Source organism: Sagittula sp. S175 (assembly GCF_049800975.1).
GTDB lineage: Bacteria > Pseudomonadota > Alphaproteobacteria > Rhodobacterales > Rhodobacteraceae > Sagittula.
In genome coordinates this window covers 17,487-35,316 of the sequence record NZ_JBNAGB010000001.1, presented here as the reverse complement: position 1 = coordinate 35,316, position 17,830 = coordinate 17,487, and the positions used below count along the sequence as shown (strand labels likewise).

At 63.3% G+C, this 17,830-nt stretch carries 16 protein-coding genes; 12 read left to right on the top strand and 4 right to left on the bottom strand.

Annotation, left to right across the window (positions count from 1 at the left end; translation table 11 throughout):
• The first annotated feature begins 42 nt into the window (after window positions 1-42).
• From ACP16H_RS00165 to tsf, 11 genes are all read left to right on the top strand, one after another.
• Window positions 43-1,218 carry a trans-sulfuration enzyme family protein gene (locus ACP16H_RS00165; RefSeq protein WP_425070214.1) on the top strand — a complete coding sequence of 392 codons (1,176 nt, stop codon included), beginning with the start codon at window positions 43-45 and terminating at the stop codon, window positions 1,216-1,218.
• Window positions 1,218-2,255: a sensor histidine kinase gene (locus ACP16H_RS00160; RefSeq protein WP_425070770.1), complete on the top strand. Its 1,038-nt coding sequence runs from the start codon at window positions 1,218-1,220 to the stop codon at window positions 2,253-2,255. Before ACP16H_RS00165 ends, ACP16H_RS00160 begins: the two co-directional genes overlap by 1 nt.
• Before the next feature lie 259 nt (window positions 2,256-2,514).
• Complete coding sequence (locus ACP16H_RS00155) at window positions 2,515-3,552, top strand: substrate-binding domain-containing protein (RefSeq protein WP_425070213.1); 1,038 nt, start codon at window positions 2,515-2,517, stop codon at window positions 3,550-3,552.
• Window positions 3,553-3,652: 100 nt separating this feature from the next.
• A complete protein-coding gene (gene pstC, locus ACP16H_RS00150) occupies window positions 3,653-5,116 on the top strand; it encodes a phosphate ABC transporter permease subunit PstC (RefSeq protein ID WP_425070212.1) in 1,464 nt (487 codons plus the stop codon).
• On the top strand, window positions 5,113-6,465 hold the full coding sequence (gene pstA / locus ACP16H_RS00145) for a phosphate ABC transporter permease PstA (RefSeq protein ID WP_425070211.1): 1,353 nt from the start codon (window positions 5,113-5,115) through the stop codon (window positions 6,463-6,465). The genes pstC and pstA overlap by 4 nt, the downstream gene beginning before the upstream one ends.
• Window positions 6,466-6,578: 113 nt before the next feature.
• Entirely contained in the window at window positions 6,579-7,379 is an 801-nt protein-coding gene (pstB, locus tag ACP16H_RS00140; protein WP_425070769.1) for a phosphate ABC transporter ATP-binding protein PstB, read from the top strand.
• A gap of 4 nt (window positions 7,380-7,383) precedes the next feature.
• The gene (gene phoU, locus ACP16H_RS00135) at window positions 7,384-8,115 is read left to right on the top strand and encodes a phosphate signaling complex protein PhoU (protein WP_425070210.1); all 732 of its coding nucleotides are present in this window, start codon (window positions 7,384-7,386) and stop codon (window positions 8,113-8,115) included.
• A gap of 3 nt (window positions 8,116-8,118) precedes the next feature.
• Entirely contained in the window at window positions 8,119-8,799 is a 681-nt protein-coding gene (phoB, locus tag ACP16H_RS00130; protein WP_425070209.1) for a phosphate regulon transcriptional regulator PhoB, read from the top strand.
• A 702-nt stretch (window positions 8,800-9,501) separates the two neighbouring features.
• Complete coding sequence (locus tag ACP16H_RS00125) at window positions 9,502-10,824, top strand: HupE/UreJ family protein (protein WP_425070208.1); 1,323 nt, start codon at window positions 9,502-9,504, stop codon at window positions 10,822-10,824.
• Between the two features lie 280 nt (window positions 10,825-11,104).
• Window positions 11,105-11,869, top strand: a complete 765-nt coding sequence (gene rpsB, locus ACP16H_RS00120; RefSeq protein WP_425070207.1) for a 30S ribosomal protein S2 — start codon at window positions 11,105-11,107, stop codon at window positions 11,867-11,869.
• A gap of 116 nt (window positions 11,870-11,985) precedes the next feature.
• Window positions 11,986-12,861 carry a translation elongation factor Ts gene (gene tsf, locus ACP16H_RS00115; protein ID WP_425070206.1) on the top strand — a complete coding sequence of 292 codons (876 nt, stop codon included), beginning with the start codon at window positions 11,986-11,988 and terminating at the stop codon, window positions 12,859-12,861.
• 210 nt (window positions 12,862-13,071) lie between these two features.
• On the opposite strand, the gene ACP16H_RS00110 is transcribed toward tsf, so the two are convergent.
• From ACP16H_RS00110 to ACP16H_RS00095, 4 genes are all read right to left on the bottom strand, one after another.
• Complete coding sequence (locus ACP16H_RS00110) at window positions 13,072-13,857, bottom strand: hypothetical protein (RefSeq protein ID WP_425070205.1); 786 nt, start codon at window positions 13,855-13,857, stop codon at window positions 13,072-13,074.
• Between the two features lie 296 nt (window positions 13,858-14,153).
• Window positions 14,154-14,915: a helix-turn-helix transcriptional regulator gene (locus ACP16H_RS00105; protein ID WP_425070204.1), complete on the bottom strand. Its 762-nt coding sequence runs from the start codon at window positions 14,913-14,915 to the stop codon at window positions 14,154-14,156.
• A 3-nt stretch (window positions 14,916-14,918) separates the two neighbouring features.
• Entirely contained in the window at window positions 14,919-15,356 is a 438-nt protein-coding gene (aroQ, locus tag ACP16H_RS00100) for a type II 3-dehydroquinate dehydratase (protein ID WP_425070203.1), read from the bottom strand.
• Between the two features lie 248 nt (window positions 15,357-15,604).
• Window positions 15,605-16,825, bottom strand: coding sequence for an acyl-CoA dehydrogenase (locus tag ACP16H_RS00095; RefSeq protein WP_425070202.1), 1,221 nt, complete (start codon window positions 16,823-16,825; stop codon window positions 15,605-15,607).
• Window positions 16,826-16,912: 87 nt separating this feature from the next.
• On the opposite strand from ACP16H_RS00095, the gene ACP16H_RS00090 reads away from it, so the two are divergent.
• The gene (locus ACP16H_RS00090; RefSeq protein ID WP_425070201.1) at window positions 16,913-17,827 is read left to right on the top strand and encodes a LysR substrate-binding domain-containing protein; all 915 of its coding nucleotides are present in this window, start codon (window positions 16,913-16,915) and stop codon (window positions 17,825-17,827) included.
• The last annotated feature ends 3 nt before the right edge of the window (window positions 17,828-17,830 follow it).

Here is a 17,830-nt window from a genome sequence, read left to right as displayed (position 1 = left end):
GAAACCAAAGAAGCCGGGACCAGGGAAATCAAGGAGTCCGACATGAAACCCACGTTGCAGCGTCCGGTGATCGTGCCGGAGAGCCTGTCCACACCCGTGGTCACGCCGATCATGCCTTCGGTGGTCTACGCCTCGCGGACCCCGGATGAGTTGGACAGCCAGTACGAGGGGCGTGCCAAGGGCTACACCTATGCGCGCGAAGGGCATCCCAACGCCAGCGTTCTCGCGGCGCAGATCGACGCGCTGGAGGGGGTCTCGAGCGGTATCGTTCTGGGGTCTGGCATGGCGGCGGTTTCGGCGGTGTTGCTGGGGCTGACGAAGGCCGGGGATCATGTCGTCGGCGGCGATCAGCTGTATGGGCGGTCGCTGAGGATGCTGGCGGAGGACCTGCCGCGTCTTGGGATCGCGACCTCTCTTGCGGATGTGACCGATGTGGCGGCGGTGGAGGCTGCGTTGCGCCCCGAGACGCGGATGGTGCTGATCGAGGTGGTGTCCAACCCGACCCTGCGGCTGGCCGATCTGGATGGCATCGCGGCGCTGTGCAAGGCGCGCGGCGTGCTGTTGGTGGTGGACAACACTTTTACCACGCCGCTGGCGGTGAAGCCCTTCGACCATGGTGCGGATATCGTGCTGCATTCCGTGACAAAGCTGATGGCAGGGCATTCCGATGCGACGCTGGGCTGGGTGGCGGCGCGTGACCCGGACCTGATGCAGCGGATGGCTGTCTTTGCCGTGACGACGGGCATGACGGCCTCGCCCTTCGACTGCTGGCTGGCAGAGCGTGGCCTCGCGACCTTTGCGCTGCGGTTCCAGCGGGCGCAGGATACGGCGCGGCGGCTGGCGGATCATCTGGCCGATCAGGCGGGCGTTGCGCGGGTTCTGTACCCGACACGGCCCGACCACCCCGACAGGACGCGTGCGCAGGGGCTGTTGCAGGGGCAGGGTGGCAACATGGTGTCCTTTGTCCTCGACGGTGGCCGTGCGCAGGCCAATGCCTTTGCCGAGGCCGCCAAGGGCATCGCCTTTGCGCCCACCCTGGGGGATGTGGGGACGACCTTGTCGCATCCCGCCTCCTCCTCGCATCGGGCGCTGACGGTGGAGGGGCGCGCCGCTTTGGGGATCACCGAGGGCTTCTTTCGCGTCTCTGTCGGGCTCGAAGACCCCGAGGCGCTGATTGCCTGTTTCGACGACGGGCTGGGCGCCGCGCGAGGGGTATGATGCTCGCCAACGCTTTGGACATGGTGGCGGCGCTGCCGCTGCCCGCGCTATTGATCCGCGACGACGAGCGGATCGTCGCGGCCAATGATCCCGCGCGGGCGCTGCTGGGGCAGGGCATTGAGGGGCGGCATTTCATCACCGCGCTGCGCCAGCCGGGTCTTCTGGACGCCATCGAAGGCTGCCTGAAGGACGGCGCACCTCGCCGCACCGAGTATCTGACCAACGATGGTCAGCAGGACACCACCTACCGGGTCATGCTGGGCGCGGTGGCGCTGGATCGCGGGCGGGCGGTGCTGGTGAGCTTCGAGGATGTGACGCCGCTGGAGCAGGTCGGCCAGATGCGCCGCGACTTCGTCGCCAATGTCAGCCATGAATTGCGCACGCCGCTGACCGCCGTCATGGGCTTTATCGAGACCCTGCGTGGCCCGGCCCGCAACGATCCCGTGGGGCAGGAGCGTTTTCTGTCCATCATGCAGTCCGAGGCGGCGCGGATGAACCGCCTGATCGGCGATCTGCTGTCGCTCAGCCGCGTGGAATCCGAGGAGCGCGTGCGCCCGACCGACCGGGTCGATCCGGCGGAACTGGTGCGCTCGACCCTGCGCGGCTTGCAGGGCCTGGCCGAGACGGCCGGGGTGACGCTGGTTGCGGACCTGCCCGAGACACCCTTTACCATCACCGGCGATGCCGACCAGTTGCGGCAGGTCCTGACCAACCTTGTCGAGAACGGGATCAAGTATGGCGGCAAAGGCGCGTCAGTGACGGTGACCCTGTCGCCGCCGGGCATTCAGCCGCGCCTGCGCACCGAGGGCGTGACCCTGACGGTGGCCGACACCGGCCCCGGCATCGCCGCCTATCACCTGCCGCGCCTGACCGAGAGGTTCTATCGTGTCGACAGCCACCGCTCGCGCGAACAGGGCGGCACGGGACTGGGTCTGGCGATTGTAAAACATATCGTCGGGCGGCATCGCGGACGGCTTAGAATCGACAGCGTTCCGGGGCAGGGAACCACCTTCACGGTGAGTCTGCCGGTCGGTTGACCGGCTTGGGCTACGATCTCTGCCCGACACACGCAAGGCGTGTAATTGCATAAAAACGAATACTTAGGCAATGGCGGCCTCCATGCGGACCGCAGCCACGGAGTAGTGCCCGAAATTAAATTGGGTAAAAAACGGTTAACGGGTGAGGGTTCATGAAACTGTTACACAGGTGTCACAAAAGCATCGCGCAGCCTCGGTAGGCAGCCCCCAAGATCATCGTGGGGATGATCACGAAACACTGTATCAGGAGCTTGTTCCGATGAAATTCGTGAAACTGACCGCCTCGACCCTGGCGCTCGCAACCGCTGCAACCGTGGCCTCTGCCCGTGACAACGTGCAGGTCGCCGGGTCTTCGACCGTGCTGCCCTACGCCTCCATCGTGGCCGAAGCGTTCGGCGAGAACTTCGACTTCCCGACCCCGGTCGTGGAATCGGGCGGCTCCTCCGCCGGTCTGAAGCGCTTCTGCGAGGGCGTGGGCGAGAACACCATCGACGTGGCCAACGCCTCGCGCGCCATCAAGTCCTCCGAAGTCGAATCCTGCGCCGCAAACGGCGTGACCGACATCATCGAAGTCCGCATCGGCTATGACGGCATCGTCTTCGCAAGCCAGATCGACGGCCCGGCCTTCACCGCCTTCCAGCCCGCCGACATCTACAACGCGCTGGCCCCGAAGGTAGTTGTCGACGGCGCGCTGGTCGACAACCCCTACACCAAGTGGAACGAATTCAACGCCGACCTGCCGGACGCCGAAATCGCCGCTTTCATCCCGGGCACCAAGCACGGCACCCGTGAAGTCTTCGAAGAGAAGGTCCTGGCGGCTGGCTGCGAAGCCACCGGCGCACTGGAAGCCATGGTTGCCTCGGGCATGTCCGAAGACGACGCCGAAGACGCCTGCATCGCGGTCCGCACCGACGGTCGTTCGGTCGACATCGACGGCGATTACACCGAGACGCTGGCCTCCATCGACTCGAACCCGAACGGCATCGGCATCTTCGGCCTGGCGTTCTACGAGAACAACACCGACAAGCTGAAGGTTGCCACCATGGGCGGCGTCGAGCCGACCACCGAGACCATCGCAGCCGGTGACTACCCGGTGTCCCGCCCGCTGTACTTCTACGTGAAGAAAGCCCACATCGGCGTGATTCCCGGCCTGAAGGAATACGCCGAGTTCTTCGTCTCCGACGACATGGCTGGCGAAGGCGGCCCGCTGGCCGAGTACGGCCTCGTCTCCGACCCGGAACTGGCGGCAACCCAGGAAGCCGTGGCCGAAGAAGCAACCATGGGCGAAGGCATGTAATCCTTCCCGTCGGGCATCACACCCCGAGACACGGGGGCGGCATATTCCGCCGCCCCCTTCCTTTTAGGACCTTTTGACTGAAAACCACCTCGGGGGGCACATGCCTGTTTTCTGGCTCATCCTGATCGTGCTGGGCATTGCCGCAGCCGGGTATATCGTCGGGCGCGCGCAGGCCATGCGCAGCGCGGGCGGAGACCTGCGCAAGCTGCATTCGCTGCCCGGCTACTACGGCTGGAACACCGCCATAAAGGTGATGATCCCGGCATTTGCTCTGCTGTGCCTCTGGCAGATGACCTACCCGGTCTACACCGGCAACACCGTGACCGGCATGATCCCCGAGACGGAGATCGCCGAGGGCTCCAGCCTCGATCTGGTGCTGGCCGAGGTGCGCCGCACCTCTGACGGGTTGCACGCCGCCACGGCTTCGGGACAACTGGCCGAAGCGCTGGCCAGCGACCCCGATGCCAATCCGGCCGTCGTCACGCAGGCGCTGCGCGATGCGGGGCAGATCGTGACCTCCGACCTCGATGCCACGGTGCTGAATGCCGCGCAGGAATACCGCCGCCTGGACGAGCGCGGCGCGCTGATCCGTGCGGTTCTGGTGCTGCTGGTGGCAGCGGGCGGCCTTGCATGGGGCGTCAGCGACAGCGATCGTGATTTCCGCGCGCGCAACACCGTGGAACGCGCTGTGCGCTGGCTGTTGATCGCCGCCGCCTCCATCGCGATCCTGACCACCGTGGGCATCGTGCTTTCGCTGATCGGCAACACCTGGCGGTTCTTCCAGCTGTATCCGGCGTCCGAGTTCTTTGGCTCGCTGACATGGGCGCCGTCCTTTGGTGGCGGGTCCGAGCTGGGCATCTGGCCGCTGCTCTGGGGCACGCTCTATATCTCGCTGGTGGCGCTGATCGTCGCCGTCCCCGTGGGCCTGTTCGCCGCCATCTACCTGTCGGAATACGCCGGGCCGAAGATGCGCGCCTGGGCCAAACCGGCGCTGGAGATCCTCGCGGGCATCCCGACCATCGTCTACGGCCTCTTCGCGCTGCTGACCGTCGGCCCGATCCTGTTCACCGCCTTCGGCCCGGACGGGGCAGGGTGGATGCAGGGCGGTCGCGCCGTGATGACCGCAGGCATCGCCATGGGCATCATGCTGATCCCTTTCGTGTCGTCGCTGTCCGATGACATCATCAACGCGGTGCCGCAGGCGATGCGCGATGGCTCTTACGGGCTGGGCGCGACCAAGTCCGAAACCATCAAGCAGGTGGTCCTGCCCGCTGCCCTGCCAGGCATCGTCGGTGCCATCCTGCTGGCCGCCTCGCGTGCGATTGGCGAGACCATGATCGTGGTGCTGGGGGCAGGGGCCGCTGCAAAGCTGTCGATGAACCCCTTCGAGGCCATGACCACCGTCACCGCCAAGATCGTGTCGCAGCTGACCGGCGACAACGACTTTGCCTCGCCCGAGGCGCTGGTCGCCTTTGCCCTCGGCATGACGCTCTTCGTCCTCACGCTGGCGCTGAACGTCTTTGCCCTCTTCATCGTGCGCAAATACCGGGAGCAGTACGAATGACCGACGCCTCCATGCCCACCGCTGCCGTGCCGCCGCGCAAATCCCTGCTGGATCAGGACTCCCGCACGAAGAAACGCAATGCCGCCGAAGCCCGGTTCAAGGCCTACGGTCTGGCCGCCATCGGCGTCGGCGTGTTCTTCCTCGTGGTGCTGCTCTGGTCGATCCTGTCCTCCGGTGTCGGCGCGTTTCAGCAGACCTTCATTGAGGTGCCGATTCACCTTGACGCCGCCAAACTGGACAAGAAGGGCAACCGCAACCCCGAGGAAATGGCCAAGGTCACCACCTTTGGCTATGCGCCCGTCATCCAGGACGCCATCTGGGAACAGGTGCAGGCCAGGGGCATCGACACGCCCTTCACCAAATCCAAGGACATGAAGGCGCTTTTGTCCGACAGCGCCGCCGCGCAGGTCCGCGATTACGTGCTGGCCCATCCGCAGCAGGTCGGCGAGACCGTCGATTTCCGCATCCTCGCCTCTTCGCGGGTCGACGGCTACCTCAAGGGCCGCGTCTTTCGCGCCGATCTGGAGCGGGACAAGAACATCGACGCCGAACACCTCGACCTGGTGGACGCGATGCAGGACGCCGGGCTGGTCGCGAAGGAGTTCAACGCCGCCTTCATCTTCGGCGCCGACGCCTCCGAGAAGCGGCCGGAACAGGCGGGTCTGGGTGTGTCCATGCTGGGGTCGTTCTACATGATGCTGGTGGTTCTGGCGCTGGCCCTGCCCATCGGCGTGGCGGCCTCCATCTACCTCGAGGAATTCGCGCCGCAAAACCGGCTGACGGATTTCATCGAGGTGAACATATCGAACCTCGCCGCCGTGCCGTCGATCGTGTTCGGTATCCTTGGCCTTGCCGCCTTCATCCAGTTCGCGCATCTGCCGATGTCCGCGCCGCTGGTGGGGGGCCTCGTGCTGACGCTGATGACCCTGCCGACGATCATCATCTCGACCCGCGCCTCGCTGAAGGCCGTGCCGCCATCGATCCGCGATGCGGCGCTGGGGATCGGCGCGTCCAAGATGCAGGCGACCTTTCACCACGTCCTGCCGCTGGCCGCGCCCGGCATCCTGACCGGCACCATCATCGGCCTGGCACAGGCGCTGGGGGAAACCGCACCGCTCTTGCTGATCGGCATGGTGGGCTACATCGCCTCGAATTATCCCGACGGCTTTGTCGAAGGGTTCCTCTCGCCGAACTCCGCCATGCCGGCGCAGATCTTCGAATGGGCCAAGCGCGCCGACCCCGCCTATTACGAACGCGCTTGGGGCGGCATCATCATCCTGCTGGTCTTCCTGCTGACCATGAACATCATCGCCATCATCCTGCGGCGGCGCTTCGAGCGCCGTTGGTAAACAAAAACCGCCTCCGGCTTGGCGCTTCGAGCGCCGCTGGTAAACAGAAACCGCCTCCGGCTTGGCGCTTCGAGCGTCGCTGGTAAGTCCGTGCGGAAAAGGAGAACATGACCATGTACGACGCCCCGCACACCACGGAGAGACACGTGACGACCCAAGACATCAAGATCGCCGCCCGCAAGGTGCAAGTCTTCTACGGCGACACCCATGCCATCAAGGACGTCGACGTCGACATCGAGGCGCAGACCGTGACCGCCTTCATCGGCCCCTCGGGCTGCGGCAAGTCCACCTTCCTGCGCACCCTGAACCGCATGAACGACACCATCGCCAGCTGCCGGGTCGAAGGCTCGATCCAGCTCGATGGCGAGGACATCTACGACAAGCGCGTCGACCCGGTGCAACTGCGGGCGCGGGTGGGCATGGTCTTCCAGAAGCCGAACCCCTTCCCGAAGTCGATCTATGACAACGTGGCCTATGGTCCGCGCATCCACGGCCTGGCCCGGTCCAAGACCGACCTCGACGAGATCGTCGAAAAGGCGCTGAAGCGCGGCGCCATCTGGAACGAGGTGAAGGACCGCCTGCACGCGCCCGGTACCGGCCTGTCCGGCGGCCAGCAGCAGCGTCTGTGCATCGCGCGTGCCGTCGCCACCGAACCCGAGGTCCTGCTGATGGACGAGCCGTGCTCGGCGCTCGACCCCATCGCCACCAGCCAGGTCGAGGAACTGATCGACGAGCTGCGTCAGGACTATTCGGTCGTGATCGTCACCCACTCCATGCAGCAGGCCGCCCGCGTCAGCCAGAAGACCGCCTTTTTCCACCTCGGCAACCTGGTCGAGTTCGGCGAGACCGGCCAGATCTTCACCAACCCGCGCGACCCGCGCACCGAAAGCTACATCACCGGACGGATCGGATAAGGCCATGACCGAACACGAGAAGCACATCGTCACAGCCTTCGACCGCGATCTCGAAGGCATCCAGGCCCAGATCATGAAGATGGGCGGCCTCGTCGAAGAGGCCATTCTTGGCGCAGCCACCTCGCTGGAAACCCGCGACGAGGAACTGGCCCAAAAGATCCGCGCCGGCGACAAGGCCATCGACGCGCTTGAGGAATCCCTGAACGAAGAAGCCGCCCGCGTCCTCGCCCTGCGCGCGCCCGCCGCCTCCGACCTGCGCATCGTGCTGTCGGTCATGCGCATGTCCGCCAACCTCGAACGCATCGGCGACATGGCCAAGAACATGGCCAAGCGCACCACCGTTTTGGTGCAGATGCAGCCCATCGGCTCGACCACCACGGCGCTGCGCCGTATGTCGCGCGATGTGCAGTTGATGCTGAAGGACGCGCTCGACGCCTATATCCAGCGTGACGAGGCACTGGCGCTGGACGTCATCGAACGCGACCGCGACATCGACCAGATGTACAACACGCTGTTCCGCGAATTCCTGACCTTCATGATGGAAGACCCGCGCAACATCACCGCCTGCATGCATCTGCATTTCATCGCCAAGAACGTCGAGCGCATGGGCGATCACGTGACCTCCATCGCGGAACAGGTCGTCTTCCTGACCTCCGGCAAGAAGCCCGGCGATGTGCGGGTCAAGGCTGACCGGACCTCGACCGACGTCTCCCTGTCGCCCACCACGGAGGGCTGACCCATGTCCGCCGACCAGCCCACGGTCCTCGTCGTCGAGGATGAACCGGCACAGCGCGAAGTCCTCAGCTACAACCTCGAAGCCGAGGGCTTCCGCGTCGCCCGCGCCGAAAACGGCGAAGAGGCGCTGATGTTGGTGGCCGAGGAAAACCCCGACATCATCGTGCTGGACTGGATGCTGCCGAATGTCTCGGGGATCGAGGTATGCCGCCAGATAAAGTCCCGGCCAGAGACCCGCAACACCCCCGTCATCATGCTCTCGGCCCGCTCCGAGGAGGTCGACCGCGTGCGCGGCCTCGAAACCGGCGCCGACGACTACGTGGTGAAGCCCTATTCGGTGATCGAGCTCATGGCCCGCGTGCGCGCGCAACTGCGCCGCACCCGTCCTGCTGCCGCCGGTCTGCGCCTCGAATACGAGGACATTGCGCTCGATTCCGAAACCCACCGCGTCACCCGCAACGGCAAGGAGCTGAAGCTCGGCCCGACCGAATTCCGCCTGCTGTCCACCTTCATGGAAAAGCCAGGCCGTGTCTGGTCGCGCGAGCAACTGCTGGACCGCGTCTGGGGCCGCGACATCTACGTCGACACCCGAACGGTGGACGTGCACATCGGCCGCCTGCGCAAGGCGCTCGGCACGCCGGACCCGCTGCGCACCGTGCGCGGTGCGGGCTACGCCCTCGGCTGATCCCGGAGGCCAACCCGGCCCGGAACCACCAGCTTTCCATCGGAGCCATCCCTCGCCTGAGACCGGACGGGCAGGGCGCGTCGGCGATTGCAATGAAAACCGACGAGGGGCCCCGGCGTGCCGGGGATACGTCTGTTTTCGTTGCGGTCGGCGGCGTGGTCTGGCAGGCAAGGATCAGGTGCGCGATGGCGGTGGGGAAAGCGTCTTTCCATGGGTGAATCCCGAGCCCCTGAACCACGTATCCAAACACGCTCGGTCCATGTGACGCGCCCGCTCATCACGGGCGCCAATCAAACAAACCTGTGCGCGTCAGCGCGCAATTGGATCACTTGGGTCATGCGCCGCCCGCTGTCCGTGACGCGACGGAACGGCAATTCCTAACCAGAAATTTTCCCGCGCAACGCTTTCGCGGTGCTGCCCGAGTCGAAACCTTAACATGTGGCCACGACTCACCCCGAATGTGGTCACCTCGCGGGTTAATCCGGGGGCTCAACGTTCACCTTCGGTTCATTCGTTGTGGGGGCAGGGCTGGCGTCCCCCAACATCCTGTGGGGTGTTTCAGCGTACGCTCCGTTACTCTTCCGCGCGCGCGGTTAACTCGGCACGCGGTCTGAATCCGTCATAAACATCCTTGACCAGCGTACGCCGGGCGTCAGATTTGTCGAAAGACCTTTGAGGATGACCCAACGCATGACCGCCCGAATGACCGGATTCTTGGCCCGCCTTCTTTCTGTGTGGCTTGCCGCCCTGACGACGAGCGTCCTGCTGCTCTCTCCGGCACAGGCGCACGAAGTCCGCCCGGCCATCGGTGATCTGACCACCGAGGGGACGCAACTGTCCCTCGTGCTCCGCCTCAGCACCGAACCGCTGCTGGCAGGTGTCGATCTCGAAGGGGTCGAGGACACCAATGCCACCGAAAAATCTTCTGATGTAGACTCGCTGCGGCAGCTCCCGCCAGACGCACTGGCGGCACAAGTCACCGAGAACGCAGACCAAATCCTTTCTCCGATCCGGATCGAGGCGGGCGGCTCTGTGCCCCTCACCCTGGACCGCGTGGAGGTCGATGACGAACCCAACACGGACCTCCCGCGCGAAAGCCGCCTGTTCCTGTCGGGTGATCTGCCCGCCGGGGCCGAAACCCTGACACTCGACTGGCCCTCGGAATACGGCACCCTGATCCTGCGCCAGATGGGGGTCGAGGATGGCTACACCGGTTACCTCACCGGCGGCCCCTCCGAGCCGATCACCCTTGCGGGCGGTGACGCCAGCGGCCCGTGGGAGACCTTCTTTGGCTTCATCCCCGTGGGCTTCGAGCACATCCTGCCCATGGGCCTCGACCATATCCTCTTTGTCCTCGGCCTGTTCTTCCTGTCCACGCGCTTGAAACCGCTCCTGTGGCAGGTCTCGGCCTTCACCCTCGCGCATACCGTGACGCTGGCGCTTGCTGCGCTGGGGTATGTGTCCGTCCCGGGCAGCATCGTGGAACCGCTGATTGCGCTCTCCATCGTTTATGTCGCCGTCGAGAACATCGTCTCGGACAAGCTGCACCGCTGGCGGCCCTTCGTGATCTTCGGCTTCGGGCTGCTGCACGGGTTGGGCTTTGCCTCGGTGCTTGCGGAATACGGGCTGCCCGAGGCAAATTTCGTCCCCGCCCTGATCGGTTTCAACATCGGCGTGGAATTCGGGCAACTGACGGTGATCGCTGTGGCTTTCCTGCTGGTGGTTCTGGCACAGCGCGTCGACCGGCTGAAGGCTGATCAGCGGCAGGCCCAGGTGGTCTACGGCATCCTGACGCTGGTTTTCGTCGCAGGAGGGTGGTTGCTGAACGGTCCGGGCTTCGTCGAAACGATGGGCGCGGGCGCTCCGGTGTTCCTCTGGCCCCTTGCCGCCCTGTCGCTGGCCTGCCTGCTGTCGGCGCATTTCGTCGACCGGCTGCACGCCTACCGCCGTTTCGTCGCCATCCCGGCCTCGGTCGCCATTGCCTGTGTCGGTGGATACTGGTTCATCGAGCGCGTGTTCTTGTGACGGGCGGGGAGGGGGCTCTGCCCCCTCTTCTCCTGCGGAGAATTCACCCCCGAGGGTATTTGGAAAACCAAAGAAGCAGGGCGTGTGTGCAAGTTTCGCCGAATGCCCTGTGAAGGCCGATTTTGCTTGCGGGTGTCGGGAAACCCCTGTATGGCGCGCCACACGAACCCGCAGGTGGGGGCGGGCCTTGGTGGGGAGACATCCCATCGGGTCCACCGGTTGGCCCAGGATCTTCCTGGACAAATCCCCCGCCGAGGCAAAACCGGAAAGGATAGAAGGCATGGCTCTTCCCGAGTTCACCATGCGTCAGCTGCTGGAAGCTGGCGTTCACTTTGGTCACCAGACGCAGCGCTGGAACCCCCGCATGGGCGAGTTCATCTACGGTGCGCGCAACGGCATCCACATCATGGACCTGACGCAGACCGTTCCGATGCTGGAGCAGGCTCTGGTTGCGATCCGCGATTGCGTCGCCAAGGGCGGCCGCGTCCTTTTCGTCGGCACCAAGCGTCAGGCTGCCCAGCCGATCGCCGAAGCCGCCGAGAAGTGCGCTCAGTACTACATGAACCACCGCTGGCTGGGCGGCACGCTGACCAACTGGCAGACCGTGTCCCAGTCCATCAACCGTCTGCGCCAGATCGACGAGCAGATGGAATCCGGTGCAGAAGGCCTCACCAAGAAAGAGCGCCTGAACATGGAACGCGACCAGGCGAAGCTGCAGGCCTCTCTGGGCGGCATCCGTGAAATGGGCGGCGTGCCGGACATGCTGTTCGTCATCGACGTCAAGAAAGAAGCGCTGGCCATCGCCGAAGCCAACAAGCTGGGCATCCCGGTCGTCGCCATCGTTGACACCAACTGCTCGCCCGCCGGCGTTGACTACATCATCCCCGGCAACGACGACGCGGCCCGCGCCATCGCGCTGTACTGCGACCTGGTGTCCCGCGCGGCGCTGGACGGCATGACCGGCCAGATGGAAGCTGCTGGCGTCGACCTCGGCGCGCTCGAGGACGCTCCGGCAGAAGAACTGCTGGAAACCGCTTCCGAGTAATCCGTGTCAGCGGTCCTGTCGCGAAAGCGTCATGAGACCGTGACATGAGGCACTAGACAGGCGCGCGGGCAGATGTTCCGCGCGCCGCACACATGATGACATGAGGGAGCCACGACATGGCGATCACTGCTGCACAGGTGAAAGAACTGCGCGAAATGACCGGCGCAGGCATGATGGATGCCAAGAAGGCGCTGACCGAGAACGACGGCGACATGGAAGCCGCCATTGACTGGCTGCGCACCAAGGGCCTTGCAAAGGCCGCCAAGAAGGCCGGCCGCACCGCAGCCGAAGGCCTCGTGGCCGTGAAGGTCGAGGGCGGCACCGGCGTCGCGGTCGAAGTGAACGCCGAGACCGACTTCGTCGCCAAGAACGCTGAATTCCAGGCCATGGTGGCAGGCATTGCCGCCGCAGCCGTGAACGTGGCGAACGTCGAAGAGCTGGCCAATGCCGACCTGAACGGCAAGCCGGTGTCCGAAAACCTGACCGACGCTATCGCCAAGATCGGTGAGAACATGGGCCTGCGCCGCATGGCAAAGGTCGAGGGCGACATCGTTGCGACCTATATCCACAACGCTGCAGCAGACGGCATGGGCCAGATCGGCGTTCTGGTTGCGCTGAAGGGCGGCACCGAGGAGTTCGGCAAGCAGGTCGGCATGCACATCGCAGCCATGAACCCGCAGGCGCTGAACGAGGCCGAGCTCGACCCGGCCATCGTCGAGAAGGAAAAGCAGGTCCAGATGGACATCGCACGTGAATCGGGCAAGCCCGAGGCCGTCATCGAGAAGATGATCGTTGGCCGCATGGCGAAGTTCCTTGCCGAAGTGACCCTGCTGGGTCAGGCCTTCGCTCTGGACAACGACAAGACCGTTGAGCAAGCCGCCAAGGATGCCGGTGCCGAGATCGTGGGCTTCGTCCGCATGCAGGTCGGCGAAGGCATCGAGAAGAAAGAAGAAGATTTCGCAGCGGAAGTTGCGAAGGTCGCTCAGGGCTGAGCCAAGCCCCGTTCTACCACTTCTTCAAGGGCCGTCCTTCGTGGCGGCCCTTTCGCGTATCCGCCATCACAGCGGGAAATTTCGGATAAGGAACCTGAGAGGCATGCGAAATCCACGCAGGATCCGGGACAGGATCGGATGCGCTCTGGCCATGCACTGACGGGCGAATGCGTCTGCACGTGTTTCACTTTGGTGGCCATCCGAACTGATCTATTCAAGGTGGTGGCCGACTTCGTGGTAAAAGGTGAACTCCGTCAAAAGACGTTCTCGCCAAGCCACTGAGCTCAGGAATTTTCCCGGCGAAATTGTCAGCAAGATTCGCTGTTGCGCTGCATCGTACTTACCCAAAAGATCGTGTTTACCAACTCGGCTCAGAATATCGATGCGAGCCAACTGGTCCAGACGCACACCCGGTGTCTGGCTCCATCGGACCATGGCGGCGATCACATCTTTTCGTGTGGGAATGGCAGGCGAAACGTACAGGGCGGTATGCGCAGCAAGGATTGCGTCCGGCGTATCCTGAGCGCCAAGAGACAAAAGCTCCACAATTCGCCTCGTTGCGCCATCCTCCGACCTTTGCAGTAAACGGCTGGCTTGGGTGTGAAATTCGTCCTTGTCCAGCTCCAGCAAAAGGACAAGCAAACCAGCGAGAACGTCCGGGGATCGGGTTTTTAACAAGGTGTCGCAAATTGCGGGCACGGGATCAGCGACCGCGTCATGTGACTGCGCGTAGACCCGAGACAGATCCCCGAGGTCATGCGCAGACAATGCGTCAACGTATTTGGACAGCAGGGCATGCGGCTGGGTCATCGGGCGGGTCACTGAAGGAAGCTGGGCGAAGGGCAGGGCGCCTTCAATTTCGAGTGGAAAGTGGGACCCCCGTTCAGAGACATTGGGGATATGAACGGAGGTCCCTTGTACAGTGCTGGCGGACGGAGCAAAAATTTCCCCGTCCGTCCCAGCCCCGGTTCTCACCGGAAGATCGACAGAGCCCATGAATAAGCGGGGTGTCTTTCCCTTGTCCCATGGCCAAAGCCACCACTCACGGAACGATCACAGGTTCGCAAGTAACGTTCCGTAAAGGAAGTCGGGATTTCCTGACCGAGCGGTAAAAACGGAAAATTCACGGAACTAGCGACCATTGATTTGGTTTTCCGGAATATGGCTTTTCGATCCACGGCATTTGAGGTGGAAACTGCCACTCTAATGGTCAGGTCGCGCTACGATTCGCGTCGGTTGAACGAGATTGGCTGGGATAGATGCCCATCTGGACGCCTCTCCAAGGCCTGCATTCACGCTTCAAGAATGTACATCTGGTTGTGGAATGCCGCCTTTGCCACCGCTTGCGCCGTGGTCTCAACGTTGAGGGTTTCGCGCGCCAGCCTCAGGTGTTTTTCGATGGTTGCCTGCGTCAGGCCCATGATCTGCGCAATATCCTGCATGGTTTTGCCATCGCCAACCCATTCCAGCGCCTCCCGCTGGCGCGGTGTCAGGGTTTGATTGTGCAGAGGAACGGGCAGGGTGAGGATCTTCAGATGCACCAGATTGTTGAGCAGGATGATGTCCTGCCCATGTTCCTTCCAGACAGCATCCGCATCCGCCTGAGACATATCCGGCTGAGCGGTGATGGAAATCGCGCCCTTGGCCCGGCTGGACACGGATTTGAAGCTGATCGTGTAGCCAGCGGTGACCTTGTGCGCGAGGTTGAACGCGACGACGCGCTGCGCCTTTTCGTCGAGTTGTCCGGCGCTCATCTGTTCCACCAGCACCGCCCAGGAACACTGACCCTCGTTCTCGAGCGCCCAACGCACCATGGGGGCATGGCGATACAGCCCATCCTCGACAAAGCCCTTGCGGTAAGCCGGCGTATGGTTGGTCAAGACGACGAAGTCGTTCGGATCGCCCAATGAATTGGCCGTCAGAAAGCGCGTGAAGCCGTAAATCAAACGGTCGAAACCGTAGCCCGCCATCAGTTCGCAGTGCCGCTGCCAAAGTTCCTCGACACGGTCAACGTTGGTCAGTTCGATCAGGGTATCACGCAGCTTTTCTGACATTGATCAACCCTCCAGATGGCCCAGCAGGGCGTCGATTGCCAGAGTATAACCGCGCGTTCCGAAACCTGCCATAACGCCGACGGCCACCGGGCTGATGTAGGAATGATGTCGAAACGCTTCGCGTGCATGAACGTTCGAGATATGCAACTCGACCACTTTGGCATCGGTGCCCTTGATGGCGTCCATGAGCGCGACCGAGGTGTGGGTATAAGCACCAGCGTTGAAAACGATCCCGTCATGGACGCCGCGTGCCTGATGTATCCAGGTGACCAGTTCGCCTTCGTGATTGGATTGCTTGCAGACAACGTCGACACCGCGCTTGGCACCGTGCACGCGGCACATTTCCTCGACATCCGCCAGCGTGGTGTGGCCGTAAATCTCCGGCTGGCGCGTGCCCAGCAGATTCAGGTTCGGTCCGTTGAGGACGAGGATCGAGGTCATTCCGGTCTCCAGATCATGTAGGAGGCGAGTTAACGAGCGGTCAGCACGCTTGTCCATACCATCAGGCTGAAGTGACACAACAATCCTGTTCTACGTGGCTTGGCGGCCAGTCTCCAGGGCCACAACACCATTTATACATAATACAGATTATTGGAGTTATGGATGGCCGCATCCGCTGCCCCTTGGAAGATCAAAATGCCCGGCAGCACAGACACTTGCCGGGCATTTCTTTCCGACGCTGGCGTGGCTCAGAAAAACGCCTGCAGCCCCGTTTGCGCGCGACCGAGGATCAGCGCATGCACATCATGCGTGCCCTCGTAGGTGTTCACCGTTTCGAGGTTCAGCATGTGGCGGATCACCTGGAACTCGGCCGAGATGCCGTTGCCGCCGTGCATGTCTCGCGACATCCGTGCAATATCAAGGGCTTTGCCACAGTTGTTGCGCTTCAGGATCGAGATCATCTCGGGCGCTGCATTGGCCTCGTCCATCAGGCGTCCTAGCCGCAGACAGCCCTGCAGGCCGAGAGAAATCTCGGTCATCATGTCGGCCAGCTTCTTTTGGAACAACTGTGTCTGCGCCAGCGGGCGGTTGAATTGCTTGCGGTCCAGCCCGTATTGCCGCGCCGCGTGCCAGCAGAATTCAGCTGCGCCCATCGCGCCCCAGGCGATCCCATAGCGCGCCCGGTTGAGACAGCCGAACGGCCCTTTGAGGCCTTCGACATGCGGCAACAACGCATCCTCGCCGACTTCGACGTTCTCCAGCACGATTTCCCCGGTCACCGACGCCCGCAGCGACAGCTTGTTCTGGATCTTGGGTGCGCTGAGACCCGTCGCGCCCTTGTCCAGAACAAAGCCCCGGATCTTGCCTCCATGCGCCTCGGATTTCGCCCAGACGACAAAGACATCGGCGATGGGACTGTTGGAAATCCACATCTTCGACCCGTTCAGGACGTAGCCGCCTTCGGTCTTGGTCGCGCGAGTCTTCATCCCGGCCGGGTCCGATCCCGCGTCCGGTTCGGTGAGGCCAAAACAGCCGATCCACTCGCCGGAAGCCAGTTTCGGGAGGTATTTCCTGCGCTGCTCCTCGGACCCATAGGCATAGATCGGATACATCACGAGGCTGGATTGCACCGACATCATCGAGCGGTAGCCGCTGTCGACCCGTTCGATCTCGCGCGCAACAAGACCATAGGACACGTAGCCCGCACCGATGCCGCCGTATTCCTCGGGGACCGTCACACCCAGCAGCCCCATTTCGCCCATCTCGGCAAAGACCTCGGGCGCGACGGTTTCGTTGATAAAGGCCTCTGTCACGCGGGTTTGCAGTTTTTCCTGCGCGAAGTTGCGTGCGCCTTCGGCCAGCATGCGCTCTTCTTCGGTCAGTTGGTCATTCAGGCGGAACGGGTCCTGCCAGTCGAATTGGCCAAGGTCAGGCGCATCCTTGGGCTTCAGGGTCGGGCGGTCGGTCATGGTCATCCTCCATCGGTTGACCGGGTTATAGCTTGCGCACATCGCATGTAAAAACGACAATTGCGCAGGTTTTCATGAGGAAATGTCATGCAACGTCCCCTACCCCCTTTGCCCGCTCTGCGCGCGCTGGAAGCGCTCGACCGGCTGGGATCGGCCACGGCGGTGGCCGAGGAAATGAACCTGACGCAAAGCGCGGTGTCGCGGCAGCTCAAGACGCTCGAGGAGCAGTTGGGAGCACCGCTGTTCCTGCGAGACCGGCGGGCCTTGCGGCTGACACCACAGGCCGAGAGCTTTGCCGAAGTTGTGCGCGACGCGCTGGAGCGGTTGTCGGACGGGGTCATGGCGTTGAGGCTGGACCCGACCGGTGGATCGCTCCGGCTGGCGATCCTGCCAAGTTTCGGGATGCATTGGCTGGTGCCGCGCCTGCCTGCCTTCGCCCGCCGCCATCCGCAGGTGACGATCAACATGACAACACGGTTGAAACCTTTCAGCTTTGCCTCGGAACCCTTTGACGCAGCGATACATTTCGGGACACGGCCCTGGCCGGGAACCGAGGCGCTGACCCTGATGGACGAACATGTGCAGCCGCTGGCCGCGCCAAGTCTGATCCCTGTGCCTCTGCCGCCCGAAACCCTCTCGACCCAGCCGTTGTTGCATATCCAAAGCCGCCCACGGGCATGGAGCCATTGGTTCGAGGCGCAGGGGTCGCCGGTCGGACGCCCCGGCGGCACCAGTTTCGACCAGTTTCCGACCATCGCACAAGCTGCGGCGCATGGTTTGGGCGTGGCGCTTTTGCCGGATTTCCTGACCGAAGCAGACCGCGCCGATGGACGTCTGACCCCGGCATCCGACCGGCCTTCCGTTTGCCTTGGCAGCTATGCCCTCGTCTGGCCAACAGATCGCCCGATGCCACCGGCGCTGAAGCTCTTCCGCGATTGGCTGTCCGAGGTCGTCACGGAAAGCGCCGACTCCCCTTGTGCCACGCCCGAAACCCGGCCATGACCA